Raw genomic sequence first — 24,686 nt, forward strand, 5'->3', positions numbered from 1 at the left:
CTGTGGGGATGTTTCGTTTTTGGAGCCCCCATCTTTCCCTAAACTTCAAAATTGCTATAAATTTACATAGCACCTTCACACCAGGTATGTTTTTATGAAAGTATTGATTGTAGAAGATAACAAGGAACTGGCCAGCGGGATATCCGATTATCTCAACGGCGAAAAGTATATCTGTGAGCTGGCGTACACCTTCGAAGCAGCCCGGGAAAAGCTGTCGCTTTTCTCTTACGATTGTATCCTGCTGGATATTATGCTGCCGGACGGTAATGGCCTGGAGTTGCTGAATTATATCCGAAAAGAGAACATCAATAGCGGGATACTGATCATTTCTGCCAAAGATGCGCTGGATGATAAGGTAAACGGCCTGGAAGGTGGGGCAGACGACTATGTCACCAAGCCTTTTCACCTGCCGGAGCTGCATGCGCGCCTGCGGGCGATTTACCGCCGTAAAAAGCTGGAAGGGAGCAACAATAACCTGGTCACCTTCAATGAAATAGTACTCAATACCGACACGGTGGAAGCTACCGTGAATGATGTGCTGCTGGATGTTACCCGCAAGGAATTTGACCTATTGTTGTATTTTGTGGTCAATAAAAACCGTGTATTATCGCGGCAGTCTATTGCAGCCCACCTTTGGGGGGATTATACCGATAACCTGGCTAATTTCGATTTCGTTTACCAACATGTAAAAAACCTGAGAAAAAAGATCAGTGCCGTGGAAGGAACAGATTACATTGAAACGGTATATGGCTTAGGCTATAAGTTTAATACATCCAAAACATGAAGCTACTTAACAAAATAACGCTTTGGTTTATTGGTGTTGTATTGCTGGTAACACCCATTACCATGGTCATTTCCCGCAACAATATCAAAAAACACCTGGATCAGGCGGAAATAGAGCGTATGAAGGCCGTTAACGACCGGGTGGCCCAGCAACTCCGTGCGGGCGAAAAACCGGACCGTTATACCCATGGCCGCCCCATTGAAATCAGCCTGCTGCCTGGCACCTTACCGGCGGAAAAGGTGACTGTCAGCAAGGATAATTATGTGGCAGAAGACCTGGGGCGGAAAGAATGCCGCATTACCGTGAACTCCTATTATGAAGTAGGGGCACAACATTATAAAATTTCTTCCTTCAATTACGTAATTAAGTCAGAAGAAATATTCCAGGGAATGCTCACTGCGGTGATATGGAAAATAGTGTTGCTGACCATTGCGGTGTCTGTGACGGCACGGCTCATCTCCGGAAAAATCTTTTTGCCGCTGCGCCGCACCATGAAAGCCATTCATCGCTTCGATCTGAAACAAAAAAAGAAGATACAACTTCCCGAAACCAGCACCACTGAATTCAAAGAGTTGAATGCTTTCCTCCGCAAAATGACGGATAAAGCCATGGAAGACTATGCCGCCGTGAAAGAGTTCAGTGAAAATGCAGCACATGAGCTGCAAACACCGCTGGCCGTGATCCGCAGCAAAATAGAATTGCTTTCTGAAACGAATATCGATGGCACACAAGCCGCACTGATAGGAGATATGCAGAATGCCATTGAAAAGTTATCGCATATCAACCGCTCCTTAATCCTGCTCACCAAGCTGGAAAACCAGGAATTCAAAACTACAGAAAGCCTGAAATTTTGCAGGGTTACCAAAGAGGTGCTGGCTACTTATGAAGACTGGATCCTGATGCGGGACATTAAATTGTCCACGCAACTGGATAAAGCCGTACCACTGAACATCCATCCGGCATTGGCAGAGATGCTGATGAATAACCTGCTGAGTAATGCTATCCGGCATAACCGTGATGGCGGGCAAATAGACGTGCTGCTGACTCACCGGGAACTTTGTATCAGTAATACCGGCCTGCCGCCGCAGATCCCTACCAGTGAACTATTCCAGCGATTCAAAAAAAGTAACCAGAGCAGTGACAGTATAGGATTGGGTTTGGCGATTGTAAAGCAAATCTGCGAGGTGAGTAATTATACCATTGATTATACCTATACCAATGGCTGGCACAGGATACATGTTTACTTTTTTAAAGAAGATGTGCCAAATGTGATGAACGGCGAACCCTTGCCCACAGCGGCGGAGATGCCCGCGTAGGTATCCATCTCCCTAAAAAAATATCAATTTTGAATTTCCTTCAAAGTTACTTCAAAATGATACAGTCATTTTGTGGTTGAAATATCCTTAACGGCATTTCAATCGTAAAATCTAGTTATTCATGTGGAGTAAAAAAAATTGCCTGTTGACGTTTGCAGCGGTGTTCACAACAACACTCGCCGGCTACAACGCCAATGCACAGCAGGTGTTTACCCTTAAGCAGGCCATTGATACCGCCATCGCCAATTATGGTACCATCAAGGCCAAAGCCAGCTATACGGCGGCTGCACGGGAACAGGTATCGCAGGCACGCCGCGATTACCTGCCGAATGTCAATGTAGGAGTACAGCAGGATTATGGTACCGTCAACGGCCAGAATGGTCCCCTGTACGGCTTTGGAGGACTAAGCGCCGCTTCAGCCGGACCCTCGCTCGATCATCAGAATTGGAATGCCGCCTTCGGCGCATTATACCTTACTAATATCAACTGGGACTTCTTTGCCTTTGGCAGAGCAAAAGAAAAGGTGAAAACGGCAGTAGCGGCCGCCACACAGAACGATAAAGACTGGCAACAAGAGATTTTTAAGCACAAAATTAAAGTGGCGGCCACTTATTTAAACCTCGTGGCAGCACAACAGCTCACCCGTTCCTACGAGGAAAACCTGCAGCGCGCAGATACGATCCGTCGCGTAGTTGTGACCCGCGTGAAGAATGGACTCATCGCCGGTGTAGACTCTTCCCAGGCCAATGCAGAATATTCCAGCGCCAGGATTGCCCTCACCAAAGCGAAGGATTTTGAGCAGGAACAAAGCAATCAACTGGCACAACTGCTGGGCGTAGCGCCGCAATCATTTACGGTAGATACTACCTATATGACACGTATTCCAGCCCTGCCGCAACAAAATTTCAACCCGGATAATCATCCGCTGTTGCAATGGTATAAAAGCCGTATTGCCCTCAGCGATGAACAGGCGAAGTACGCTAAAACGCTGTACTACCCGGCCTTTTCACTGGTAGGACTACTGCAGACACGTGGCTCCGGCTTTGGCGCCGGCTATATAGCCGATCAAACTGATTTTACACACAACTACTGGGATGGCGTGAAACCTACCCGCACCAACTATTTGCTGGGCGTAGGCGTTACCTGGAATATCACACAACCATTCCGCATATCCCGGCAGGTGAGGGCGCAACAGCAGATCAGCCAGGGATTACAATACGAATACGAACTCGCTGGTCAGCAGATCCGCGCACAACTGGACCTCTCCGATATCAAAATAAAGAATGCCCTGGATAACTACCGGGAAGTGCCTGTGCAGGTGAAAGCTGCATCAGATGCCTATCTCCAGAAATCAGTATTGTATAAAAACGGGCTCACTAACCTGGTAGATGTTACACAGGCGCTCTATGTACTCATCCGGGCAGAAACAGACAAAGACATCGCCTATAGCAATGTGTGGCAGGCTTTATTGCTGAAAGCTGCAGCAGTAGGAGATTTTAGCATATTTGAAAACTAGCGCAGATCGCTTTCGTTAAACGGACGCCATTGATGGCTTTATTTACCAACACGTCGTTATTATGAACTTAATCAGTTTCGCATTAAAAAAACCTATTACCATACTGGTACTTGTTGCCGGCCTGTTCTTCTTCGGGATAAAAGCGGTCAATACGATTAAGATCGACATCTTCCCCAAGCTGGATATGCCGGTACTCTATGTATCGCATCCTTTCGGCGGTTATACGCCGGTGCAGATGGAAGCCTTTTTCGCCAAACAGTATATCAACATATTCCTGTTTGTGAACGGGATCAAAAGCATTGAAACCAAGAATATACAAGGCCTCACGCTGATGAAGATCAACTTCTATCCCGGTACCAACATGGCCCAGGCGGCGGCCGAGGTGAGTGCGTTTTCCAACAGGATACAGGCCACGTTTCCACCTGGTTCCAACCCGCCGTTTATTATTCGCTTTGATGCGTCCACGCTGCCGGTAGGCCAACTGGTGCTGAGCAGCGATAAACGCAGCAACAACGAATTACTGGATATGGCGAACGTATACGTACGTTCATCGTTTACATCTATTCCCGGTCTGGTGGCTTCTCCGCCATTCGGCGGGAACGTGCGTACCGTAGTGATCAAAGCGGATCCGGTATTGCTGCGCCAGCACAATCTTACACCCGATCAGTTGGTAGAAGCCATGCGCGTGAACAACCAAACTGCTCCGTCGGGGAATGTGCGCATTGGGGATAATAATTATATCGCTTCCGCCAATACCACTATCCGTAACATCAAGGATTTTGAAAATATTCCGTTGTTTAAGGGAGATGTACAAAATCTGTATCTGCGCGATGTAGCAACCGTGGAAGACGGCGCGGATATTACCTCCGGCTATGCACTGGTAAACGGCAGACGCTCGGTATACCTGAGTATTGCGAAGAGCGCTGACGCCTCCACCTGGGAAGTAGTACAAAACCTGAAGAAATCTATTCCAAAAATGCAGGCCCAGCTACCGGAAGATGTGAAGCTGAGCTATGAATTTGACCAGTCCACCTATGTGATCAACTCCGTGAAGAGCTTACTCACTGAAGGTACCATCGGCGCTATTCTCACAGGTTTGATGGTACTGCTCTTCCTCGGGGATCCAAGAGGAGCGATGATTGTGATCCTCACCATTCCTACCTCTATCATTTCAGCGGTACTGTTTCTCAACCTCTTTGGGCAAACCATCAATATCATGACGCTGAGTGGACTGGCGCTGGCCATTGGTATCCTGGTAGATGAAAGTACAGTAACCATTGAAAATATACACCAGCACCTGGATATGGGGAAACCCAAGGCCCTGGCCATCTGGGATGCCTGCCAGGAAATTGCGTTTCCGAAGCTGCTGATCCTGTTCTGTATCCTCGCGGTATTTGCGCCGGCATTCACCATGGGCGGTATCCCCGGTTCGCTGTTCCTGCCGCTGGCCCTGGCCATTGGCTTTAGCATGATCATTTCCTACTTCCTGGCGCAAACCTTTGTACCAGTGATGGCCAACTGGGTGATGAAAGTAAAGCACCACAAAAAAGCCGATGGTACCAATATGTCGGATGCAGAAGAATTTGCGGCATCAGGACTGGCAGGTGCCGGTGAACATGATACGTGGGAACAGAAAAAAGTATTGGTAGAACGGGCGGACAGCAACCGCGATGGAAAAGTGAGTGGCTTCGAAAAGCTGCGTAACCGCTACCTGCGCTTTATAGGGCGCATGATGCCTTATCGCCGGCCTATAGTTATTGGCTACCTGGTATTGGTAGGCGCTGTGGTGGCACTGCTCCTGGGCTCCATTGGCCGCGATGTATTACCGAAAGTAAATGGTAGCCAGTTCCAGGTGAGAATGCGGATTCCGGATGGTACACGTATCGAAGTCACAGAAGCGAAAACGCTGCAGTTACTCGATGGCATTAAAGGTATTGTTGGAAAAGAGAATGTTGACATCACCTCCGCTTATGTAGGCATGCATCCGCAGCTGTTTTCTATCAGCCCTATCTTCCTCTGGATGGCCGGGCCGCATGAATCCGTGTTACAGGTGACTCTCAGCGAACACTATAAAGTTAACCTGGATGAGTTAAAAGATAAGATCCGTGCACGTGCCAAATCCATTGACCCGCAAATGAAATTATCCTTCGAACCGATTGAATTAACCGATAAAATTCTCAGCCAGGGATCGCCTACACCGGTAGAGGTGCGCTTTTCCGGCCGCGATAAAAAACAGAATGAAAAATATGCGCAGATCATGGTGGATGAGCTGAAGAAAATCAGTTACCTCCGCGATGTGCAGATTGGGCAGTCTATTAAATACCCGGCGCTCAATATTAAAGTGGATCGCGTTCGCGCTGCCCAGCTGGGCGTGGATATGAGCGACGTTTCCCGGTCACTCATCGCCTCTACCTCCTCTTCACGTTTAACGGAAAAGAATGTATGGGTAGATGAAAAAGCAGGATACAGCTATAGTGTACAGGTACAGGTGCCGGAAAGTAAAATGGCCAGCAAAGAACAGGTAGGAGAGATCCCGCTGTTGAAAAACACACCCCGCCCCATACTGGGCGATGTGGCTGACATGAGTACTGACACCACTTACGGCGAAGCAGATAACCTTGGCGCTATGCCCACACTAACGGTAACGGCTAACCTGAATAATAAAGACCTTGGTTCGGCGGCCGTGGATGTGAAAAAAGCTATTGCTGCCATGGGTAAATTACCCCGTGGTTTAAATGTGGAACTGATTGGTTTAAGCAGTACCCTCACAGAAACGCTGGATAGTTTGCAAGGTGGTTTGATTGTAGCCATCGTCGTGATCTTCCTGATGCTGGCAGCAAATTTCCAGTCGTTCAAAGTATCTGCAGTAGTGCTGGCCACCGTACCGGCAGTATTGTTAGGCTCATTGGCATTGTTGATGTTATGCGGCTCCACCTTAAATCTGCAGTCATATATGGGGATGATTATGTCCGTAGGGGTATCTATTTCCAATGCGGTATTATTGATCACCAATGCGGAGCAACTGCGCAAGCATAATGGCGATGCATTGTTATCTGCTACAGAAGCGGCAGCGTTGCGTTTACGCCCTATTCTTATGACGGCGTTAGCCATGGTGGTAGGTATGATTCCGATGGCCAGCGGTTTGGGAGAAGCGGGTGACCAGTCATCTCCTTTAGGCCGCGCGGTGGTTGGAGGACTCATCGCCTCTACTTTCGCTGCATTGTTTATCTTGCCGCTGGCTTTTGCCTGGGGACAGGGTAAAGCAGGCACGCAGAGCGTATCATTGCATCCGGGAGATGAAGACAGTATACACTACATTCCTTCAAACGAAAAAGCATAATCATCTAATTTCTATTAAAATATATTTTATGAACAGCGGTTTCCGTATCACTTTCTCTTTATTGTCTGCCATGATGATCACCGCAGGACTACAAAGCTGTAGCTCCTCCGGCGCCAAAGAAGCGAAAGACCCATCCGCCACTGAAATAGCGCCCGCGCTGGACGCTTTCTCCCTGGAGAAAGGCAGTCTTTCTTCTTCTATACAAATTCCCGGTGAGCTGGTCGCTTTCCAGCAGGTTGACCTCTACGCCAAAGTAAACAGCTTCGTGAAAAAAATGAATGTGGACGTAGGTAGTGAAGTGTCCGCAGGACAGTTATTAGTGACCATGGAAGCGCCGGAAATCAATTCACAATTATCTGGTGCTGAGTCGAGGCTGAAGTCGCAGGAAGCCATTTATTTATCCAGCAAAGCCACTTACGACCGCCTGCTGGAAACCAGTAAAACACCGGGTACCATTTCCCAGAACGACCTGGACGTGGCCTTTGCCCGCCAGAAGTCAGACCTGGCACAACTGGAGGCCGCCAGAGCCGCACATCGGGAAATAGGTGATAACCGTAATTACCTGGAAATCCGTGCACCCTTCAGCGGCGTGATCACCGCCCGCAACGTCAGCGCTGGCGCCTATGTGGGCCCTTCAGGTAAAGGCTCTGAACTGCCCATCTTTACCTTACAGGAACAAAAGAAACTGAGGTTGGTGGTGAGTGTACCGGAAGCGTATACCAGCTATCTGAACAACCAGAGTGAAGTGAATTTTACCGTGAGATCACTGGCAGATAAACAGTTTAAAGGAAAAGTAATACGCCTGGCAGGTGCGCTGGATCGCAAGCTCCGCGCCCAACACATCGAAATTGATGTGGCCAACAACGATAAAAGCCTGTTACCGGGTATGGTAGCAGAAGTAGCGGTTCCGCTGACCGGTAGTGCCAGCAACTTCCTGGTACCGTCAACGGCTATACTGAATTCCACGAAAGGCATATATGTAGTGAAGATTGAAAATAAAAAAACAAAATGGATACCCGTTACCACCGGTCGTACCGAAAAAGGGAAAACAGAAGTATTCGGGGAACTAAATACAGGCGATACGCTGGTAACTATTGCCAGCGAAGAAGTAAGGGATAATGCGCCCGCCGATCATGTAAACGTTAAGTAGGTTGATAGATGATGAATTAAAGGGGCTGTCTCTGTAGGGAGGCAGTCCCTTTTTGTTGTCAGGAACCGGATACCAGCAGGTATCCGTAATTGCCGGTACTACGCTGTTGCGCGGTAAAGTAAATGCTGGTATAAGAAGGATCTACCATAGTAGCGATGAAAGAGGAATTATTGGCGGCCGGATCAAAGTGCATCGGATAAGCCACTGTGCCAGCTGGTCCATAAGTGGCGTAAGCCGTCACTACAAAGTCTTCCGGCGCCCGGAAACTTTTGAAGGTATTCACTGTTACGGGGCAGCCACACATCATTTTCACGAACACTGCAACTTGGGACGGAGAGGACGCAGTATCCTGCTCCAGTAGCAGTCCCGGCACTATCAGTGTATACGTATACGTGGATTGGGTGGGACTAAGCACTACCTGTTGCGTAATGGTCATCGGTGTATCCATGTTGGGATAGGGGATGGTAGCGGTGATGGTGGCGGGTGTCATGGTGGTCACCAGGAACGACGGGAGCGTGCCACATACGGAGTTGCTGTCGGTAGCGAGGTAATCCACCTGCCCGCTGTTGGTATTATCAGGGGTGATAATCGGTAGCAGGTTGGGGGTACGGCCACTCACCAACGGGGTGATGTTACCATCATCGATACTGCTGCTGGCGTTATAATTTAAGTTGAAGGGCGTACCGCCTACATTCATAACCACGGAGATGGAGTTGTAGTTGGGATTCCAGGCATTGGGACCCAATAGTTTGCCGCCCAATGCCTGCAGGTATACCGTCACAGTAATTAAACTCATAAAGTTATTTTGAGCGTGAGAAAATAGATCATTAATTTAATCCTATTCTCCCGGCTTACAAAATAACTCAGCTGTTCACCGTGCGGATCACTCCCCTGAAAAAGCCTGCTGATTCGGCAATGCCCGGCAGCGGATCGCTCATGTCTTTTTCGTATTCAATGCTGCATACACCCTGGTAGCGGATCTTATCCAATGCAGTAACCAGCTTTTTAAAATCGATCACGCCTCTGCCTATCTCAATGGCTTTAGCATCTTTGGCGGCAGCACTTACGTCTTTGATGTGAAGATCAAAGATCCTGTCTTTATACGCCAGGATAGCTTTGGAAGGCTCTTCACCGGCTCTCATGGCATGACCGATATCCAGGCATAATCCCAGTCGCGGGTCCCGGTTTTTAATAAGGTCATAGGCGTTTTTAGGACCGGGATACAATGCATCTTCCGGACCGTGGTTATGCACTGCCAGGCGGATATTATATGCTTTGATTTTTTCTTCGGTATAGTCCAGCAAGTCAGGTGTTGGTACACCCACTATCAACGGCACACCTACGCGTTTGGCATATTCGAAGGCTTCATCTACTGATTTCTTTGTTTTCATATAGATAACGCCTACCGCATATACTTTGATGCCGGCAGCGGTAAATTTCCCCAGCACTTCCTGTATTTTCTCTGGTGTGCTGTTTAAGGGAAGATGAATATCCTTCACAGAGATGTTCGTAATATTCACCCGGTTCATGATGGCGATGGCCTGGTCCAGGTCGAACTTGGCAAAGGTGTAACCCGCCATGCCTACGGCGAGTGGTCCTTTTTCTTTATTACCAGTAAAGGCGGCGGTAGCAGCGAAAGGCGCCATGGTAGTAGCAGCCATGCCCATGGCAGTTTGTAACAGGAAGTTCCTTCTTGATGACATATCGTTGTTTTACGTGGTGATAGCAATATGATTGCTATGCAGGTGACAGGCGGCTAAGATCTCTAAAATTCTTTATTTTTTCATGCTAAAGCGCCTGTTTTTTCAGGAAGTAATTAGTGATGCCATAGATCAGGTGACCAATAAAGATCAGCTGTGTACCGACAATTACCAAAGCAATGCCGGCAGCAATAAATAGTTGTTGTTGTGGTTGAAGTAGTATGGCCGTTGTTGTTGCAGGCTGAACAAATGTTATTGCCGACGAGGCAAACTCCTGATACCAGTAAACGATGATAATGGCGATGGGCAATGTGGCCAGTGTAAGTATTACATGTAACCATGTGAGCGTTTTACGTGGCAAAAATCGATGGAGGCTTAGATACAACAGCCCGATGATCGTAAAAAACAGCATAGGCGGCCATAACAAAAATGTGGCGGATGTCACTATATAAGTGTCATAAAGATGAATATCTACCTGGCGATTGTACATAAATAATGACAGCACAAATGCCAGTAACGCTGCCAGTAGCAATAAATGGTATGGACGGCGCTTAATAGCGCCAGTGAATGTTTTGAACATAGCATAAATATAATTAATCTGTTGAATATTCTTCAGGCACGTTAATTGTGCAGCGGGGAATTGCATTTAAATACGGATCATGAGGAGAATAACTCTACTATTATTGTCGTTATGTTATTGTTTGACCACCTCTGCACAGTTTAGCGACTCGGTGCATTATTATATGAAATACGCCTCCACCGGCTCTATCAACAGAACAAACAACGGAAATTCTTTCTTGCTAAATAATAACCTGGGCTTTAAAATCAGTAAGAAACGGCTGACCATGAATACCGGGGCCAGTTATGTTTATGGTAAACAGGACCACAGCATGACCAACAACGATATTTCCGCCGCCACAGATGTAAGCGTGTACCGGGGAGAGAAGAAATTTTATTACTGGGGCCTCGCCAACTTCGAAAAAAGTTATTCGTTAAAAATCAATAGCCGCTTCCAGGGTGGCGGCGGTATTGCCTATGATGTAATCCATCATGCACAGGCTACGCTGAACCTCAGTGATGGTGTACTCTTTGAAGCCAGTAACCTTTACCTGCAGGATACCATTCCCGATGTGTATCAAACGGTGCGCAATTCCCTGCGGGTATCCTACAAATGGGTGATCAATAATATGGTGGTGCTGGAAGGATCTAACTATCTTCAAAATTCACTCATTCACAGTAACGACTATATTATAAAATGTAATAACAGCCTTTCCGTTAAGCTCCGTTCCTGGCTGAGTGTTACAGCGGCTATGACGTATAACAAAGTAAATCGCACAGACAGGGAGAACCTGTTGATGAATTACGGGCTGACGGTAGAGAAATTCTTTTAACTATTTGCTGATGGCTGCCACCAGCCGCTTAAAGCCCATGTACATTACACCCAGTGCCAGCAGCAGGCAGAAGATAACCGTAAAGGTAATGCCTTCCTTCTGGTAGCCGCGATAAGGTATGTACAGCGAAGCAATGCCGATAAGGATGATGCCAATAGATCCGGGTATAGATGGCTTTGTGGCTGGCGCCTTCAGAACGGGTGCATGTCTTGGCTGCTGTACAGGCTTGTAGTGATACTTTCCTGCATTGCTTCCAGGGAAGGCTCCATATCCCGTCAGCGAGGTAAGGTCGTGATAGCTAAAATAACCAGATACTTTTTCTCCCTCATTCATTTCCTGTGCCCGCAGGTCGTCCTGCAGATCTTCCAGGAAAAAGTCTATTCCATTAAATCCGGATAGGGCAAAAATATCCAGTTCCAACACCTCCGGAGAGGTAGTATTCTTATCAAGGAAGGCGATAAAGTCGCGGAATAAAGGCAAAGTAGCTGGATAGAATTTTTCCAGAAATGGGTAGGTGGCTTCGCCGTTGGTAATCGCCTCCTGCCTGTTAATGCGGATATTGGAATAGCCGGCAGGAAAGTTATCGTCATCTGCTTCCTGTATGGCCGCATATCTTTCTCTCATAGCGCTTTCCGCCTGTTCCAGGTGCTTTTCCCGGATCAAAGTCAGCCAGAAAAATGGAAGGCTGTTATTAGCCTCAAACAGCACCACTGATGCATCCGGGCTTGATTTAATCAGGTAAGTACGATGTCCCATTTAACTGGTATTTAGATGATTAGGTGAGATGTCTAAAATAAGGAAACAATTGATTGAAAGATCCCGGATCATGTACACAAAGATTTTTAGTGTATTTTGTTTTCCGGATCAGCACGCACATGAAAGGATTATTACAAACGATTATTTTACTGGGAACGATACAGGGCATTATCGTAAGTATATTGCTTTTTTATGCGCCGAATAATCGTTTGGCGAACCGGCTGTTGGGTACTTTCATCTTACTGATGGCTACGGCCAGCTTCGGGGTATACGCCGGTTTTAAAGACTGGTTTGGTTCGCATTGGCTGGTGTTCCTGTCTAACTTTGTACCATTGGTCACCGGTATGTTATTCGGACCGCTGATGTATTTTTATATCCGCGCTTTCCTGGAACCGGGATTCAGGTTGGGGCGCCGCGAGCGATTACAGTTCCTGCCAGCTATTATTGACCTGGGGCCGCCTTTAACAGCCATTATTTTTGTTACCGGTGTATATACGAACACCATTAAGAATGTACCCGGTCCCTGGGGGGCTTTTATTGACGACTATAACGTATACGCAGATATTCCCCGATGGTTATCGGTAGCGATATACACTTATATCTCTCTTAAATACCTGGCAGGTTACCAGGCCGCCGGTAAAGTTACTCCGGGCTGGTTGTGGTTGCGGCAGTTTGCCCGCGGGATCGCCGCATTTGCAGCAGTATGGCTGGTATACCTGGTGCCCTACGTGATCCCGCGTTATACGGATATGATGCTGGATAGTTTCAACTGGTATCCTATCTATATACCCATGACACTCCTGATCTATTGGTTGGGCATCCGTGGCTATCTCATCTCTTATCAGCAACTGGTGACCGATAAAAAAAGCGATATCCCTTTGCCGGCAGGCACAGTAGACACCACGTTGCGCTCTTTGAAAAAAGCCATGGAAGAAGACCGCCTGTACCTGGATACCGGGCTTAGCCTGCAGCAGGTAGCTGAACATACCGGGCTTTCTCCCAAAACTATATCCGCAGTACTCAATCAACACCTGGGTAAGAACTTCAATGAGTATGTCAATAGCTACCGCGTGAACCTGTTTAAAGAAAAGTTATTACAGGCCGATGTGGCGCAACTCACCTTTGCCGGGTTGGCGTACGATTGTGGCTTTAGTTCCCCCGCTACCTTTCAGCGGGTATTCAAACAGCATACCGGCATGTCGCCCTCCGAATTCAGAAAAACGGCTATGAAGATGTAATCAAATCCATCTTTTTCATTGCTCAAATCAGGATATGAGTAGGTGAAATCCCGCTGAACATGCAGCTTTGTGGGCAAACCCATTCTTCACATGATCAATTGCTCCCACGCATTTCGCAAAGACTTATACCTGCTGTTCGTTGTGCTGTTTTTTTCCTGTCGCGCTACGCGCACGCCCGTAACAGCCGTCAAAGTAACACCGCAGGACACTGTATGGCGCGCTGCCAACATTACCGCTTTCGAAAAGAAAATAGCCTGGCTGCAGGAACACTATCACATTCCCGGTATCTCCGTTGGTATTGTGAACGGACACCAGCTGGCCTGGAGAAAAGGATTTGGCTACGCCGACCGGGAACACCAGGTGATACCAGATGAAAATACTATTTACCAGGTGGCGTCGGTTACCAAAACATTTGGCTCCATTATCCTGATGCAACAGGTGGAAGCAGGGAAAGTTAGTTTGGATGATCCCATCAGCAAATACAAAATCAACCTGGGCGCCCGTTGGGGAAGCGATCCGAAAATTAAAATTAAGCACCTGCTAACGCATACGGCTATGGGAACCACGTTGAATGGATTCAAGCCAGGTTATAAATTCCGGTATAATGGCGCGTGGTACAATCAACTGGACAAAGTGATTCAGCAGGCTTCCGGTGAATCTTTCGGGGAGTTGCTGATGAAGGAGATAGTGGTGCCGCTGTCGCTTAAAAATACCGCCCCCAGCACAGATGATAGCCTGAACTTTGCACTCACCGGGTATGATAAGGCAACGTTTATGCAACAGGTAGCCAAGCCCTACGACTGGCAACACCGACAAATGGTGCCGGTAACTTTTAGTTACGGATTTGGCCCGGCTGCGGGTATCATGAGTACGGTAGCTGATTTAGGTATTTATTCCAACGCTATTGACGATGGAAAATTTCTGCAGGATACCACCTGGAAAAAGGTATTTACACCTTATGTAACGCCAAAAGGGAAACGCATACAATATGGCCTGGGCTGGTTTATTGGCCGCTATAAAGGAATTAAAGTGGTGTGGCATACTGGCTGGTGGACCGGCTATTCAGCCCTTTTTGTAAAGGTGCCGGAGAAAGATCTCACCTTTATTGTACTGGCTAATTCACAGGATTTGAGTCGTCCTTTTTATCATCTTATGCGGGTAGGACCTATGGGATTTTATCGTCCTTTCAAACGCAATCTGAACAAGCATTTGGATGCGTCGGATTTTGCAAAGGCTTTCCTGGAACATTTTGTGGAGTAGTGCGATTTTTTGTCTGAGAGCAGGATTAAACTGATTAACTTTTTTGATTTTGTAAGATTTAAAAAAAGTTAATCAGTTTAATGCTGTTCCAGGACAACATCTGCTTTAGTCGCCCGCTACAATAGCCTGCTGCTTAGTGCTTTCAGCTTTCTGCTCAAAAAATCAATGCGCGCCGGGATCTGGTTCAAAGTCCAGTGAAACAGAGTTCATACAAAAACGTTTATGCGTTGGCGGTGGACCATCATCGAAGATATGCCCAAGGTGGGAACCGCAACGTTCGCAGAGTACTTCGGTGCGTTGCATACCCAGGGAATTGTCTTCTTTATAAATGACGCTGTTGGCCCTCAGTGGTTCGAAGAAGCTGGGCCAGCCACATGAGCTGGCAAACTTGGCATCTGAACGGAAGAGGGGATTACCGCATACGGCACAATAGTAGTTGCCTTTTACGTCTGCATCCCAGTATTTTCCGGTGAAAGGTCTTTCCGTAGCGGCTTCCCTTGCAACGGCGTAAAGGTCCGGGGGCAATACTTTTTTCCATTCTGCATTGGTAACATGCAGCTTACGGGTGTCTGTTCTTGAGTAATATGGGTTCTTTTCCATGGGTTCTTTATTGCCCGTCTGGCTATGGCAGGCAATCTGCGAAGCCAGGATCAGTGTTAAAAGAAATATCGGTTTCATCTTTTTTAATGATTGATAAGGTACCTAAATTTACGGATTTAAACCCGTATACGCGTTGTTCTTCAGTAAGATGGAAGCAATGGGTGATCCTTACCTAAAAGATGCTTTTTACACCGTTTTCCGGAGCTGTGCCACAATGAGCTCCACTTTTAGGTGCAGTTCTTTTCCCAGTGCATCCAGTCCTTCATAGCCCTCAAAATGCGCCACCGGATTGAAATAGCTGAGGGTAGTGCCTTTATCAGTAGCCCGCAATACCAGTTTCAGGGGTACTTCAATCACGGCGGTAGGGTCCCGGTCCAGTAACTGTTTCATATATACCGGGTGAAAAAACAGTAATTGCCGCACCGGTCCGATCTCTATTTGCTGGCTGGCCAGGATGGCCTGTGGGTTGATTTCATGGAGCAGCAGGAAACCATTTTCGGCGATCGCGGTTCTGGCCTGCGACAGTGCCGCTTCAAAGGGCTGCTCCAGCAACAGGGTGATGTTATCTGTTTTCATGGGTAGTTTCGTTTAACGGGTGAGCAACAGGGGGCCAGTCAACCGGCGTGCCAGCTACGATGTTCACATAGTTGCTGAAAATATTACGGACCACATTACCAATGATTTCGAGGACTTCTCCTTCCGTATAGCCGGCTTCCTGCAGCCTTTGGATGTCGTTGGGTGATAAGCTGTTGGGTGCTGCCAGCAACTGGCGGGTAAATGCGAGGCCGGCATTTACTTTAGGGTCAACGGAATCCATTTTGCGGGCGTCCAGGATGTCATTTTCAGACAAACCGGCTTTGGCGCCTGTATAGGTGTGAGCCGCCAGGCAGTAGTTACAGCCGTTATATTCCGCGGAGGCAAGGGCAATTCTTTCGGCCATGGAGGCACCCAGCGTACCCTTGCGAAGGGCGTTGCTTAACTGTGCATAGGCTTCGAGGGTGGCAGGTGAATGGGCCATTACTCCATACATGTTGGGTACGCGGCCCAGCAGGCGGTTTACCTGGGCAAGTACGGGTTGCGCCGCTGCAGGGGCTTCCGTTAAGGCGAGTGGTGATATTGTTTTCATCGTTTAGATCATTAATTATAGACAAATTTGTCTATAATAAGTTTTAAAAATTACCCGTAGCTACGGGCATTGAAAAATAAGGTGGTCGTGAGCGGGTAATTAATCCATGCTGATCAGCCGCTTCACCGTTTTTTTAGCCGTTTTTACCGGCCATATTTCTTTATATATTTTGCTCTCTACAATAGCGCCTTCAAACAGCAGGTAAATGGTATCTGCGGTGCCAGCCGCGGCCTGTCCGGGTATAGCGATAAGCAACTGATGCAGGTAGCGTCTTAGTTTCCGCTTGTGTTCCAGCACCTGTTGCTGCATCTCCGGCTGTGCATCACCAATCTCCGCCAGCATATTAATAAAGCGGCAACCTTTGAAATGCTGTAACGGCAACTGTTTTTCAAGGAACTCAAAAGTGGCCAGCAGTCGATCCTCCGGATCCGTTTTTTGTTCCACTACTGCAGTGATAGCGGCAAACCATTGCATCCTGGCTTCCTTCAGGTAGGCAAGTCCCAGTTCCTCCTTGGAACCAAAGTGCGTATAAAGACTCGCTTTGGCAACGCCGGCTTCTTCCAGTACCTGGTTGATGCCGGTGGCATTGTAGCCCTGTTCGTAAAACAGGCGGCCCGCAGTGGCCATTATCTTTTCCTTTGGATTACCTGGTCTTGCCATGATGCAACAAAGCTAACCAGAAAAATAATAATAGACAAATTTGTCTATTATTATTTTAAGGCCGCCTTTTTAGTAAGTAATTCATCCACGCTCCACTTAAAACGGGATACTCCGGAAAGCACAAAACCAGCACCCACGAAAACAAATACCGGGTACTTGAATGGCGCCTGGATATTTAAAAACAGGGCCATACAAATGCCAAAAATTAAAGTCAGCACACCGCTGCCAAACGCTGCCTGTTTGGTTTTGAACCCTATAATCAGGCAAATCCCAAATATCGCCTCCGCTGTTGAAGCCAGCGCACCGGCCACATTCACCAAAGGCTTGTTCAAGAAAGGGAGTATCGTTTCTGTGTAGGCAATAAAATGAGGCCAGTCGCCCCATGCCACCCCTTCCGCTCCCGGGGCGCCTAACATCCCAAGCCTGTCCATTACCGGTAAAATAAAGCCTAATCCCAGCGCCAGGCGCAGTATTAATTGAGGAAATCCAATTGAGTCTTTCATATTTTCTTATTTATATGCAAAAATATTACAAGCGTTCATAGCGATAGGGGACCAGATTTTATTTATGGAGGGGACCAGTTTGTTTTTCTTCTTTCGAAATCCCTGTTTTAACAGCCTGCCTTGAAGTATTACCATGAAGGAAAAATAATCACAGGCCATTTCTCCTGTTATTATTTTTTCCGGAGATGAGTATCTTGTGTATCCATTTCACGCTTAAATCTGTTGCCCGTGTTTCGTAAACTTTGTTGTCTTGTTGCCGTTGCATTATTAGCAGGCCTGCTGGCCAATGCCCAGCAGTATTACCTTTTTGTAGGAAGTTATAATCGTGATAAGGAAAAAGACGGGGTATACCTGTATCGCTTCAACGATCATACCGGCGCCTTGCAGCCCGTGTATGCGCTGAAAGGTATCCTGAATCCTTCCTTTCTGGCTATATCACCCAATGGTAAATATATTTATGCGTGCTCGGAAGCACAAACGCCCAATATTGGCGGCGTCAGCAGCCTGGCCTTCGATAGTACCAATGAAACATTAACGCTGCTGAGTCGCCAGCACAGCGGTGGAGATAACCCTGCCTATGTGGGCGTTGACAAAGCAGGCAAGTGGCTGCTCTGCGCCAATTATACCGGCGGTAGCCTCTCCATTTTTCAGCTGCTGGAAAATGGGCACATCGCACCTGCCAGCCAGACCATCACATTTCGTGACAGCAGCATTTTGCCCCGCCAAACGAGCTCACATGTGCATGCTGCCATATTTGCACCAGACAACCACTACGCGTTTTTCCCTGATCTGGGTGCCGACAAAATCAGGGCATACGAACTATTCGCTGACCAACCGGTTCCTCTGCAACCGGCAACGCCGCCTTATACCACTACTGCACCCGGCAGTGGCCCCCGTCACCTTACATTTCATCCTGCCTTGCCTTACGCTTATTGCATCAACGAAATAAGTGGTATGGTGACTGCCTATCGCTACCATTCCGGCCGGTTAGATAGCATACAGGGTATCAGCGCTCACCTGCCATCACTTGCATCGGACTATAACAGCGCTGACATTCACATCTCCCCGGATGGTAAATTTTTATATGCCTCTACCCGGGAAGATGCCAATATGACTTTTATTTATGCCATTCATCCGCAAAAGGGTACCCTGACGAAAGTAGGGCAGGAGCCAACCCGCGGCGTACATCCGCGGAACTTTGTCATTGACCCCACCGGTAAGTTCCTGCTGGTCGCCAACCAACGCAGCGGCAACATTGTAGTGTTTAAGCGGCATCCGAAAACCGGCCTGCTAACCGCCACCGGGGTAGACGTGAAAGTATTGAATCCTTCTTCTTTACAATTAAGGGCCTATAACAGGTAGTAGCAGCCCTCAAAATTTTTTTAAAATAGTAAATCACTGCTGACATAAGGTTGTCATAGCCGCCGGATACCTTTGACTTATCAAACACGAAACAAGGATTTTAAAAACTATAAAACCTGTAGAAATGAAAGCATCATCCGTATTACGCGGTCTGGCAACTATCAGCTTTTATGCAGCAGACCTGGAAGCAGCAAAGAAATGGTATGCAGACTTCCTGGGTATGGAACCTTATTTTAACGTTCCCGGCTACACGGAGTTCCGCATCGGCGACTACCAGCACGAGTTAGGTATCATCGATAGCAAATATGCCCCTGCAGGCGCCGCCACACCAGGCGCCGGCGCGGTTGCCTACTGGCACGTAGATGACCTGGAAGGAACCCTCGACCGCCTCCTGGCTGCCGGTGCTAAACTGTATGATGATATTACAGACCGCAGCGGCGGTAAAGGCGCCTTTGTAACGGCTTCCGTGGTAGATCCTTTTGGAAATATCCTCGGTATCATGACCAATAAACACTACCTGGAAATACTGGCAGCTAAAGCCAACCAATAACGAAACCCTCTCCATCATCCAATAACTGCTGCACAATGGAAACGAATAAAGGGAAGGAAGTATTTTATGCCAAAAACAGGCAACAATGGCGCCAGTGGCTGGAAAAACACGGCCAGTCCAAAACGGAAGTTTGCCTTATTCTGTACAAAAAAGACAGCGACACACCCTGTGTCAGCTATCCGGAAGCGGTAGAAGAAGCGCTCTGCTTTGGATGGATCGACTCCCTGACTAATAAGCGCGATGAAGACAGCCGGTATCAACGGTTTTCACCGCGGGGCCCGAAGAGCAATTGGAGTAAATCCAACGTGGAAAGGGTAGAGAAATTGCTGGCAGCAGGACTCATGACCCCTCATGGTCAAAAGCATGTAGATATTGCGAAAGGGAACGGAAAATGGGAAGCAGCAAAAGCAGCTGTTAGCCGCTAAGGCAACAGGTACGCAGTAAATAAACTTTTTCCTCAGGAAAAAGCAGCGCTTAATTCCGCTACTGAATGGAATATAAAATCCGGTGCGGCAGCGGTTAACTCATTCGTACTACCGTAACCGTAGCCTACGCCAATGCAGGCGATATTATTTTTCTGTGCCCCGATAATATCGTGTTTACGATCCCCGATCATAATCGTGTTCGCCGGTGTTAACTGTTCTGTATCCAGTACATAGCGGATCAGCTCTCCCTTATCCGCGCGGGTGCCGTCCATTTCGCTGCCATAAACGCCGGCGAAGTAGGGTGCCAGCTCAAAATGCTGAATAACCACCTGGGCAAAAACAGTCGGTTTCGAGGTCGCTATAAATAAGCGGCGTCCCTGTTGTTGCAAACGGGTCAGCAACTCCGGGATACCTTCGTAGCGTTGGTTTTCATAAATGCCAGTCACTTTAAAGTACTCCCGGTAAGCATGAACCGCCTCCCAGGCCTGGGCTTCTGTGAAGGAATAATAGCTCATAAACGATTGCTGTAACGGCGGTCCAATAAAAGGAATAAGCCGGTCCAGGTCTGTTTCCACAATCCCGGCTTTTGCCAGCGCATACTGCACTGATTTCGTGATCCCGGTTTTAGGATCCGTTAAAGTACCATCCAGGTCAAAAAGCACATTATTATATCTTATCATGATCGCAATTTAATATATCCTGCGGACGTTGTATAGCCAAACTTACTGCTGTTTATTTATTCCTTTGAACTCATGAAAAAAAAATTACTTTTTGGTTGCCTGCTGAGTGGCGCTGTTCTTACCTTCTTATCCTGTGCCAGGAAATCAGACGCTCCGCTTACTACTCCCGGGTCATACGCTGATGTAGAGAAAGTTTTAACGGATGCTGTTAACAACGAGTTTGGAGGGAAATGCTATGCCATTATCCAGGTGGATGGAAAAACTGTTATTTCCAAAGGCTATGGTGGATTTGAATCAACTACTGTCAGACCGATTGCTTCCTGCTCCAAATGGTTATCTGCCGCGGTTTTAATGAGCCTGGTGGACGATGGAAAATTGCAATTGTCGGATACCATTGGCAAATACCTGCCTGTTTTTACCACTTACAGGAAGGGCGCCATCACTATTGCCCAGTTGTTTTCGCATACTTCCGGTTTCCCGGGCGAATCTGCGCAGGGTTATGAGTCAGATGGATTCTCTACGCTGGAAATAGCCGCTAATAATATTGCCGCTAATGTGCCGCTGAAATATGCGCCCGGCTCCACCTTTGAATATGGTGGTTTGAGTATGCAGATTGCAGGCCGCATCTGTGAAGTGGCATCCGGCAAAAGCTGGAAAGTACTGGCAGATGAAAATCTCTTTACGCCCCTGGGGATGGCCCACACAGGCTACGGCTTGGGCAGCAATCCGAAAATTGCGGGTGGTGTCAGCAGCTCGCCGGACGATTACATGCTTTTCCTGTACATGATCATGAACAAAGGAGTAGCAGCCAATGGCAAAAGAGTATTGTCTGAAGCTGCTATCGCTGCAATGGAACAGCCACAAACCAGCAATGCTACCACCTTCGCCTACTCTCCATATCCGCAGGTACTGCTCACTTCCAAAGGCCTGTATGGTATCGGCAACTGGCGTGATGTTACCACTCCTGATGATATACTGATCGAAAACTGCAGCCCTGGCTTATTTGGCAGCCATCCATGGGTAAATCGCAGTAAAAAAATAACCGGGTTTATCTTTACTTATATCGCGGTAAACGGCTACACTACTACTATGCCAGCATCTCGTAAGATCAGGCTGATGGTGAGAAGCAAGTAGTTTTAGCAGAAAGCATAAAGCAGAAAGCAAAAAGCTATTGGAGCGAATGATAAAAGCGGATAAGTAATTTATTTACTCGCGCTAATCATTCGCTCCAATAGCTTTTTGCTTTCTGCTTTATGCTTTCTGCTCCCAGACAACTATATTTACGAAACAGATTCACCGTTATGAAGATATTCGCATGGCTGCTGCTGAGTATAGCCATTACCGTTACCACACAGGCACAGGAGCCATTTGTCACCAGCTATGGCCATCTTGACAATGCCCTGTATAACATCAGTTCTGGCAGGAAAGTCACCGTCACCTTTTTGGGCGGCTCTATCACCAATATGGAAGGCTGGCGAGGCAAAGTCTGCGAATACTTATCTGCAGCCTGGCCGGGCACTGCTTTCCGGTATATTAATGCGGGCATCCCGTCGTTGGGCAGCTTACCACATGCCTTCCGTTTTAAACAGGACGTCGCTGATAAAGGGCCAACGGATTTGCTTTTCCTGGAAGCAGCTGTCAACGACCGGGTGAACGGTACCAATGAAATCACCCAACGCCGCGCCATGGAGGGGATTATCCGCCATGCGTTCCGCGCAAACCCCAAAGTCAATATTGTGCTGATGGCTTTTGCAGACGAGGATAAAATGGCGGACTACCACGCCGGTAAAATACCAGTGGAAGTACAGGTACACGAGGATCTCGCCAAAAAGTACCACCTGCCTTTCATCAACCTCGCCAAAGAAGTGACCACCCGCATTGATGCAGGCGAGTTTAACTGGAAGGATGATTTCAAAGACCTGCATCCATCTCCCTTTGGACAAAATATTTATTTCAACGCCATCAAACGCTTGCTGGAAAGTGAATTCAGCAGACCCGTGCCCAAACGCCCCGTGGCATTTAAACTACCCGCTCCGGCAGATCCGCTGAACTATGAAAAAGGTAACTATGCCGATATACATAGGGCCACCGCTCAAAATGGTTTCACTGTTGCGGAGTCATGGGAGCCAACGGATCATGTACCTACACGCGAAGGCTTTGTGAAAGTACCAATGCTGGTATCCGGGAAAGCCCATGCTACTGTTGCGTTTGCATTCACCGGCCGTACTGTTGGCGTAAGTGTGTTATCCGGCCCCGATGCTGGTGTGATCACCTATCGCATTGATAACGGTCCCGTACAAACGAAAAATATCAGGACACAGTGGAGCAAAAGCCTTTATCTGCCCTGGTACCTGGTCCTGGGAGATGATCTGGCTCCCGGAAAACATATCCTCACCATTGAAACCGGTGATGCGGCGGAAGTGACAAGGATAGTACATTTCCTCGTTTGCGAATGATAGAAGTGATTTTTTGCCTGTAATCAGTATAATCCTGTTTACAGGCAAAAAGTCGCTTCGATCAATCTATTTGGGAAACCTCTTTCTTATACTCCCTGGGTGTTTTGCCTTTTATTTTTTTGAAGAAGCGATTAAAATGGGTGGTATTGTTATATCCGCATTTGGCCGATAGCTCCATCATAGGCATTTCCTTTTCCTGCAACAGTCTGCAGGCATAGCCAATTCTTAATTCATTCACAAAATAAGTAAAGGATTTTTGGGTCCTGCTTTTGAAAAAGCGGCAAAATGAATGCACATTGATGCCGGCTACCGCCGCTATCTCGGATAGAGGAATATCTCTTTTGAAATGACGGAAAATGAATTTGAAGATATCATCCATCCGGGACTGATCTTTATCATTGTACAGGTTCACGTAGTTAGGACTCGCCAGTAGCCTGCATTCTTTGGCTGATATCATGGTTTGTAGCAACGTAATGAACGTGATAGTTTGTGAAAGGTCTTGCTGCTGCAGCATTTGCCGCATCAATGCCAGGATATCCGATTTGGCCTTGCCGTAGAACTCGATGCCCCGCTGCGATTTTTTTAACCAGGCTTTCACATGACTGATATTACCAAAAGGTGCCAGGTGCTCCAGTAATAAGTCCGGCGAAACGTACATGGCCAGCGACCGTGCCTGCAACTGATTTTTCACTTCGAAATACTTTTGTTCATTATGCCACACATGAGGAGTGCCGGAGCCAACAAAGATCAGTTCCCCGCTGTCGAAATAAGCAACATTGTCGCCAATAATGCGGCGGCCCGCGCTTTCCACCACATATACCAACTGGCATTCATGATGAAAATGAAACTCAGTAGAAAAGTACGGCTGCGTAATTTCCTTTACCTGGTATACACGTTCTTCCAGGGCTTTGTCGCCCGGTATGGCAAAAAGTGGCTTCATATTATCAGTGTAAAATAGAGAAAAACAGGAATAAAGTCAAAATAGTGTTTATTTAAGTCAATTTCACGGGGATGACCTACCTTATCGATGATTACTTTTGAAACCGGATGCTAATTGATCCTGCATGCCGGATATTTTCCACGGAAACAATAGGAATGATGATACTGAAGAACAAAATAGTGTTGATCACCGGAGGTGCATCTGGCATAGGAGCCGCCTGTGCATTCAATTATGTGGCAGAAGGAGCTACGGTGGTGGTTATCGATAAAGACGCAACTGCCCTGCAGGCGATGGAAACGCAACTGGGCAATGCCCACCTCTTTATTAACGCCAATGTAGCAGACAATACGGACGTGGAAACAGCCATAGCACAAACCTTACAAACTTACGGACGGCTTGACGCCATTCATAATAATGCCGGTGTTGCCAGTCCTGCCAAACCGCTGGAAGACACTACCGAAGCCGAATGGGACTTATTGATGAACGTGAACATCCGCAGCATTTATTATACTACCCGCCACGGCATCTCCGCACTGAAAGCAACTAAAGGCTGCATTCTCAACACCAGCAGCCTGGTAGGGGAAATAGGACAGGAGCAGCATGCGGCCTATGCAGGTACAAAAGGCGCCGTCAATGCGCTTACCAAAGCGATGGCATTGGATTACGCCGCATATGGCATACGGGTCAATGCCGTAGCGCCTGCAGGTGTATGGACGCCCATGCTGCGGCAATGGAACAAAGAACAAGCCGATCCATCCCGCATGGAACAATACCTGGACCAAATCCACGCCCTGGGCTATTGCCCGGAGGCGACAGAAATTGCCAGCGTATGTGCGTTCCTGTTATCCGATAATGCCCGCTTTGTAACCGGCACTATCATGCCCGTGAGCGGCGGCGCCGAACTAGGTTATAAACGAACACTATAAATTCCCA

At 47.6% G+C, this 24,686-nt stretch carries 25 protein-coding genes; 14 read left to right on the forward strand and 11 right to left on the reverse strand.

The window, feature by feature from the left end:
* The first annotated feature begins 94 nt into the window (after nucleotides 1-94).
* The 5 genes from J7623_RS28150 to J7623_RS28170 all read left to right on the forward strand — a co-directional run bounded on the left by J7623_RS28150 (nucleotide 95) and on the right by J7623_RS28170 (nucleotide 8,106).
* Nucleotides 95-784 carry a response regulator transcription factor gene (locus J7623_RS28150; protein ID WP_291927448.1) on the forward strand — a complete coding sequence of 230 codons (690 nt, stop codon included), beginning with the start codon at nucleotides 95-97 and terminating at the stop codon, nucleotides 782-784.
* Nucleotides 781-2,100: a HAMP domain-containing sensor histidine kinase gene (locus J7623_RS28155; RefSeq protein WP_291927450.1), complete on the forward strand. Its 1,320-nt coding sequence runs from the start codon at nucleotides 781-783 to the stop codon at nucleotides 2,098-2,100. Before J7623_RS28150 ends, J7623_RS28155 begins: the two co-directional genes overlap by 4 nt.
* 121 nt (nucleotides 2,101-2,221) lie before the next feature.
* Nucleotides 2,222-3,616: a TolC family protein gene (locus J7623_RS28160; RefSeq protein ID WP_291927453.1), complete on the forward strand. Its 1,395-nt coding sequence runs from the start codon at nucleotides 2,222-2,224 to the stop codon at nucleotides 3,614-3,616.
* A 61-nt stretch (nucleotides 3,617-3,677) separates the two neighbouring features.
* Nucleotides 3,678-6,956, forward strand: a complete 3,279-nt coding sequence (locus tag J7623_RS28165; RefSeq protein ID WP_291927455.1) for an efflux RND transporter permease subunit — start codon at nucleotides 3,678-3,680, stop codon at nucleotides 6,954-6,956.
* Between the two features lie 28 nt (nucleotides 6,957-6,984).
* On the forward strand, nucleotides 6,985-8,106 hold the full coding sequence (locus J7623_RS28170) for an efflux RND transporter periplasmic adaptor subunit (RefSeq protein WP_291927458.1): 1,122 nt from the start codon (nucleotides 6,985-6,987) through the stop codon (nucleotides 8,104-8,106).
* A gap of 58 nt (nucleotides 8,107-8,164) precedes the next feature.
* Here the strand turns inward: J7623_RS28170 and J7623_RS28175 are convergent, their stop codons facing one another.
* From J7623_RS28175 to J7623_RS28185, 3 genes are all read right to left on the reverse strand, one after another.
* On the reverse strand, nucleotides 8,165-8,902 hold the full coding sequence (locus tag J7623_RS28175) for a hypothetical protein (RefSeq protein ID WP_291927461.1): 738 nt from the start codon (nucleotides 8,900-8,902) through the stop codon (nucleotides 8,165-8,167).
* A 67-nt stretch (nucleotides 8,903-8,969) separates the two neighbouring features.
* Nucleotides 8,970-9,809, reverse strand: a complete 840-nt coding sequence (locus J7623_RS28180) for a sugar phosphate isomerase/epimerase (RefSeq protein ID WP_291927463.1) — start codon at nucleotides 9,807-9,809, stop codon at nucleotides 8,970-8,972.
* Nucleotides 9,810-9,894: 85 nt separating this feature from the next.
* Complete coding sequence (locus tag J7623_RS28185) at nucleotides 9,895-10,386, reverse strand: hypothetical protein (protein ID WP_291927466.1); 492 nt, start codon at nucleotides 10,384-10,386, stop codon at nucleotides 9,895-9,897.
* Nucleotides 10,387-10,465: 79 nt separating this feature from the next.
* On the opposite strand from J7623_RS28185, the gene J7623_RS28190 reads away from it, so the two are divergent.
* Nucleotides 10,466-11,197, forward strand: a complete 732-nt coding sequence (locus tag J7623_RS28190) for a DUF481 domain-containing protein (protein ID WP_291927468.1) — start codon at nucleotides 10,466-10,468, stop codon at nucleotides 11,195-11,197.
* Here J7623_RS28190 and J7623_RS28195 read toward each other — a convergent pair whose 3' ends face one another.
* Nucleotides 11,198-11,953, reverse strand: a complete 756-nt coding sequence (locus J7623_RS28195) for a hypothetical protein (RefSeq protein ID WP_291927471.1) — start codon at nucleotides 11,951-11,953, stop codon at nucleotides 11,198-11,200.
* A 119-nt stretch (nucleotides 11,954-12,072) separates the two neighbouring features.
* Here J7623_RS28195 and J7623_RS28200 point away from each other — a divergent pair, with 119 nt between their 5' ends.
* Both J7623_RS28200 and J7623_RS28205 read left to right on the forward strand, forming a co-directional pair.
* Complete coding sequence (locus J7623_RS28200; protein WP_291927473.1) at nucleotides 12,073-13,191, forward strand: helix-turn-helix domain-containing protein; 1,119 nt, start codon at nucleotides 12,073-12,075, stop codon at nucleotides 13,189-13,191.
* Nucleotides 13,192-13,281: 90 nt separating this feature from the next.
* Nucleotides 13,282-14,451 carry a serine hydrolase domain-containing protein gene (locus tag J7623_RS28205; RefSeq protein ID WP_291927476.1) on the forward strand — a complete coding sequence of 390 codons (1,170 nt, stop codon included), beginning with the start codon at nucleotides 13,282-13,284 and terminating at the stop codon, nucleotides 14,449-14,451.
* Nucleotides 14,452-14,613: 162 nt separating this feature from the next.
* On the opposite strand, the gene msrB is transcribed toward J7623_RS28205, so the two are convergent.
* The 5 genes from msrB to J7623_RS28230 all read right to left on the reverse strand — a co-directional run bounded on the left by msrB (nucleotide 14,614) and on the right by J7623_RS28230 (nucleotide 17,340).
* On the reverse strand, nucleotides 14,614-15,129 hold the full coding sequence (gene msrB / locus J7623_RS28210) for a peptide-methionine (R)-S-oxide reductase MsrB (RefSeq protein ID WP_291927479.1): 516 nt from the start codon (nucleotides 15,127-15,129) through the stop codon (nucleotides 14,614-14,616).
* A 108-nt stretch (nucleotides 15,130-15,237) separates the two neighbouring features.
* Nucleotides 15,238-15,627, reverse strand: coding sequence for a DUF302 domain-containing protein (locus J7623_RS28215; RefSeq protein WP_291927482.1), 390 nt, complete (start codon nucleotides 15,625-15,627; stop codon nucleotides 15,238-15,240).
* Nucleotides 15,614-16,177 (reverse strand): carboxymuconolactone decarboxylase family protein, encoded by a 564-nt coding sequence (locus tag J7623_RS28220; RefSeq protein WP_291927485.1) that lies wholly within the window; start codon nucleotides 16,175-16,177, stop codon nucleotides 15,614-15,616. The genes J7623_RS28215 and J7623_RS28220 overlap by 14 nt, the downstream gene beginning before the upstream one ends.
* Nucleotides 16,178-16,276: 99 nt before the next feature.
* The gene (locus J7623_RS28225) at nucleotides 16,277-16,837 is read right to left on the reverse strand and encodes a TetR/AcrR family transcriptional regulator (protein WP_291927487.1); all 561 of its coding nucleotides are present in this window, start codon (nucleotides 16,835-16,837) and stop codon (nucleotides 16,277-16,279) included.
* A 50-nt stretch (nucleotides 16,838-16,887) separates the two neighbouring features.
* Nucleotides 16,888-17,340 carry a hypothetical protein gene (locus J7623_RS28230; RefSeq protein ID WP_291927490.1) on the reverse strand — a complete coding sequence of 151 codons (453 nt, stop codon included), beginning with the start codon at nucleotides 17,338-17,340 and terminating at the stop codon, nucleotides 16,888-16,890.
* A gap of 228 nt (nucleotides 17,341-17,568) precedes the next feature.
* On the opposite strand from J7623_RS28230, the gene J7623_RS28235 reads away from it, so the two are divergent.
* The 3 genes from J7623_RS28235 (at nucleotide 17,569) to J7623_RS28245 (ending at nucleotide 19,677) form a co-directional block, all read left to right on the forward strand.
* Nucleotides 17,569-18,702: a lactonase family protein gene (locus J7623_RS28235; RefSeq protein ID WP_291927493.1), complete on the forward strand. Its 1,134-nt coding sequence runs from the start codon at nucleotides 17,569-17,571 to the stop codon at nucleotides 18,700-18,702.
* Nucleotides 18,703-18,826: 124 nt separating this feature from the next.
* Entirely contained in the window at nucleotides 18,827-19,252 is a 426-nt protein-coding gene (locus J7623_RS28240) for a VOC family protein (RefSeq protein ID WP_291927496.1), read from the forward strand.
* 35 nt (nucleotides 19,253-19,287) lie between these two features.
* Nucleotides 19,288-19,677, forward strand: a complete 390-nt coding sequence (locus tag J7623_RS28245; protein WP_291927499.1) for a hypothetical protein — start codon at nucleotides 19,288-19,290, stop codon at nucleotides 19,675-19,677.
* A gap of 32 nt (nucleotides 19,678-19,709) precedes the next feature.
* Here J7623_RS28245 and J7623_RS28250 read toward each other — a convergent pair whose 3' ends face one another.
* Entirely contained in the window at nucleotides 19,710-20,357 is a 648-nt protein-coding gene (locus J7623_RS28250) for an HAD family hydrolase (RefSeq protein ID WP_291927501.1), read from the reverse strand.
* 72 nt (nucleotides 20,358-20,429) lie between these two features.
* Here J7623_RS28250 and J7623_RS28255 point away from each other — a divergent pair, with 72 nt between their 5' ends.
* Nucleotides 20,430-21,491 carry a serine hydrolase domain-containing protein gene (locus tag J7623_RS28255; RefSeq protein ID WP_291927505.1) on the forward strand — a complete coding sequence of 354 codons (1,062 nt, stop codon included), beginning with the start codon at nucleotides 20,430-20,432 and terminating at the stop codon, nucleotides 21,489-21,491.
* Nucleotides 21,492-21,658: 167 nt separating this feature from the next.
* On the forward strand, nucleotides 21,659-22,813 hold the full coding sequence (locus J7623_RS28260; RefSeq protein WP_291927508.1) for an SGNH/GDSL hydrolase family protein: 1,155 nt from the start codon (nucleotides 21,659-21,661) through the stop codon (nucleotides 22,811-22,813).
* Nucleotides 22,814-22,874: 61 nt separating this feature from the next.
* Here the strand turns inward: J7623_RS28260 and J7623_RS28265 are convergent, their stop codons facing one another.
* The gene (locus tag J7623_RS28265) at nucleotides 22,875-23,753 is read right to left on the reverse strand and encodes an AraC family transcriptional regulator (RefSeq protein WP_291927509.1); all 879 of its coding nucleotides are present in this window, start codon (nucleotides 23,751-23,753) and stop codon (nucleotides 22,875-22,877) included.
* Between the two features lie 155 nt (nucleotides 23,754-23,908).
* Here J7623_RS28265 and J7623_RS28270 point away from each other — a divergent pair, with 155 nt between their 5' ends.
* The gene (locus J7623_RS28270) at nucleotides 23,909-24,679 is read left to right on the forward strand and encodes an SDR family oxidoreductase (protein ID WP_291927512.1); all 771 of its coding nucleotides are present in this window, start codon (nucleotides 23,909-23,911) and stop codon (nucleotides 24,677-24,679) included.
* Nucleotides 24,680-24,686: the final 7 nt, after the last annotated feature.

The sequence above is a fragment of the Chitinophaga sp. genome (assembly GCF_017745275.1).
Taxonomy (GTDB): Bacteria; Bacteroidota; Bacteroidia; order Chitinophagales; family Chitinophagaceae; genus Chitinophaga.

Coding starts and splice junctions, on each gene's coding strand:
- J7623_RS28150 (WP_291927448.1), top strand. CDS start 95: ATGAAAGTATTGATTGTAGAAGATAACAAGGAACTGGCCAGCGGGATA.
- J7623_RS28155 (WP_291927450.1), top strand. CDS start 781: ATGAAGCTACTTAACAAAATAACGCTTTGGTTTATTGGTGTTGTATTG.
- J7623_RS28160 (WP_291927453.1), top strand. CDS start 2,222: ATGTGGAGTAAAAAAAATTGCCTGTTGACGTTTGCAGCGGTGTTCACA.
- J7623_RS28165 (WP_291927455.1), top strand. CDS start 3,678: ATGAACTTAATCAGTTTCGCATTAAAAAAACCTATTACCATACTGGTA.
- J7623_RS28170 (WP_291927458.1), top strand. CDS start 6,985: ATGAACAGCGGTTTCCGTATCACTTTCTCTTTATTGTCTGCCATGATG.
- J7623_RS28175 (WP_291927461.1), bottom strand. CDS start 8,902: ATGAGTTTAATTACTGTGACGGTATACCTGCAGGCATTGGGCGGCAAA.
- J7623_RS28180 (WP_291927463.1), bottom strand. CDS start 9,809: ATGTCATCAAGAAGGAACTTCCTGTTACAAACTGCCATGGGCATGGCT.
- J7623_RS28185 (WP_291927466.1), bottom strand. CDS start 10,386: ATGTTCAAAACATTCACTGGCGCTATTAAGCGCCGTCCATACCATTTA.
- J7623_RS28190 (WP_291927468.1), top strand. CDS start 10,466: ATGAGGAGAATAACTCTACTATTATTGTCGTTATGTTATTGTTTGACC.
- J7623_RS28195 (WP_291927471.1), bottom strand. CDS start 11,953: ATGGGACATCGTACTTACCTGATTAAATCAAGCCCGGATGCATCAGTG.
- J7623_RS28200 (WP_291927473.1), top strand. CDS start 12,073: ATGAAAGGATTATTACAAACGATTATTTTACTGGGAACGATACAGGGC.
- J7623_RS28205 (WP_291927476.1), top strand. CDS start 13,282: ATGATCAATTGCTCCCACGCATTTCGCAAAGACTTATACCTGCTGTTC.
- msrB (WP_291927479.1), bottom strand. CDS start 15,129: ATGAAACCGATATTTCTTTTAACACTGATCCTGGCTTCGCAGATTGCC.
- J7623_RS28215 (WP_291927482.1), bottom strand. CDS start 15,627: ATGAAAACAGATAACATCACCCTGTTGCTGGAGCAGCCCTTTGAAGCG.
- J7623_RS28220 (WP_291927485.1), bottom strand. CDS start 16,177: ATGAAAACAATATCACCACTCGCCTTAACGGAAGCCCCTGCAGCGGCG.
- J7623_RS28225 (WP_291927487.1), bottom strand. CDS start 16,837: ATGGCAAGACCAGGTAATCCAAAGGAAAAGATAATGGCCACTGCGGGC.
- J7623_RS28230 (WP_291927490.1), bottom strand. CDS start 17,340: ATGAAAGACTCAATTGGATTTCCTCAATTAATACTGCGCCTGGCGCTG.
- J7623_RS28240 (WP_291927496.1), top strand. CDS start 18,827: ATGAAAGCATCATCCGTATTACGCGGTCTGGCAACTATCAGCTTTTAT.
- J7623_RS28245 (WP_291927499.1), top strand. CDS start 19,288: ATGGAAACGAATAAAGGGAAGGAAGTATTTTATGCCAAAAACAGGCAA.
- J7623_RS28250 (WP_291927501.1), bottom strand. CDS start 20,357: ATGATAAGATATAATAATGTGCTTTTTGACCTGGATGGTACTTTAACG.
- J7623_RS28255 (WP_291927505.1), top strand. CDS start 20,430: ATGAAAAAAAAATTACTTTTTGGTTGCCTGCTGAGTGGCGCTGTTCTT.
- J7623_RS28260 (WP_291927508.1), top strand. CDS start 21,659: ATGAAGATATTCGCATGGCTGCTGCTGAGTATAGCCATTACCGTTACC.
- J7623_RS28265 (WP_291927509.1), bottom strand. CDS start 23,753: ATGAAGCCACTTTTTGCCATACCGGGCGACAAAGCCCTGGAAGAACGT.
- J7623_RS28270 (WP_291927512.1), top strand. CDS start 23,909: ATGATGATACTGAAGAACAAAATAGTGTTGATCACCGGAGGTGCATCT.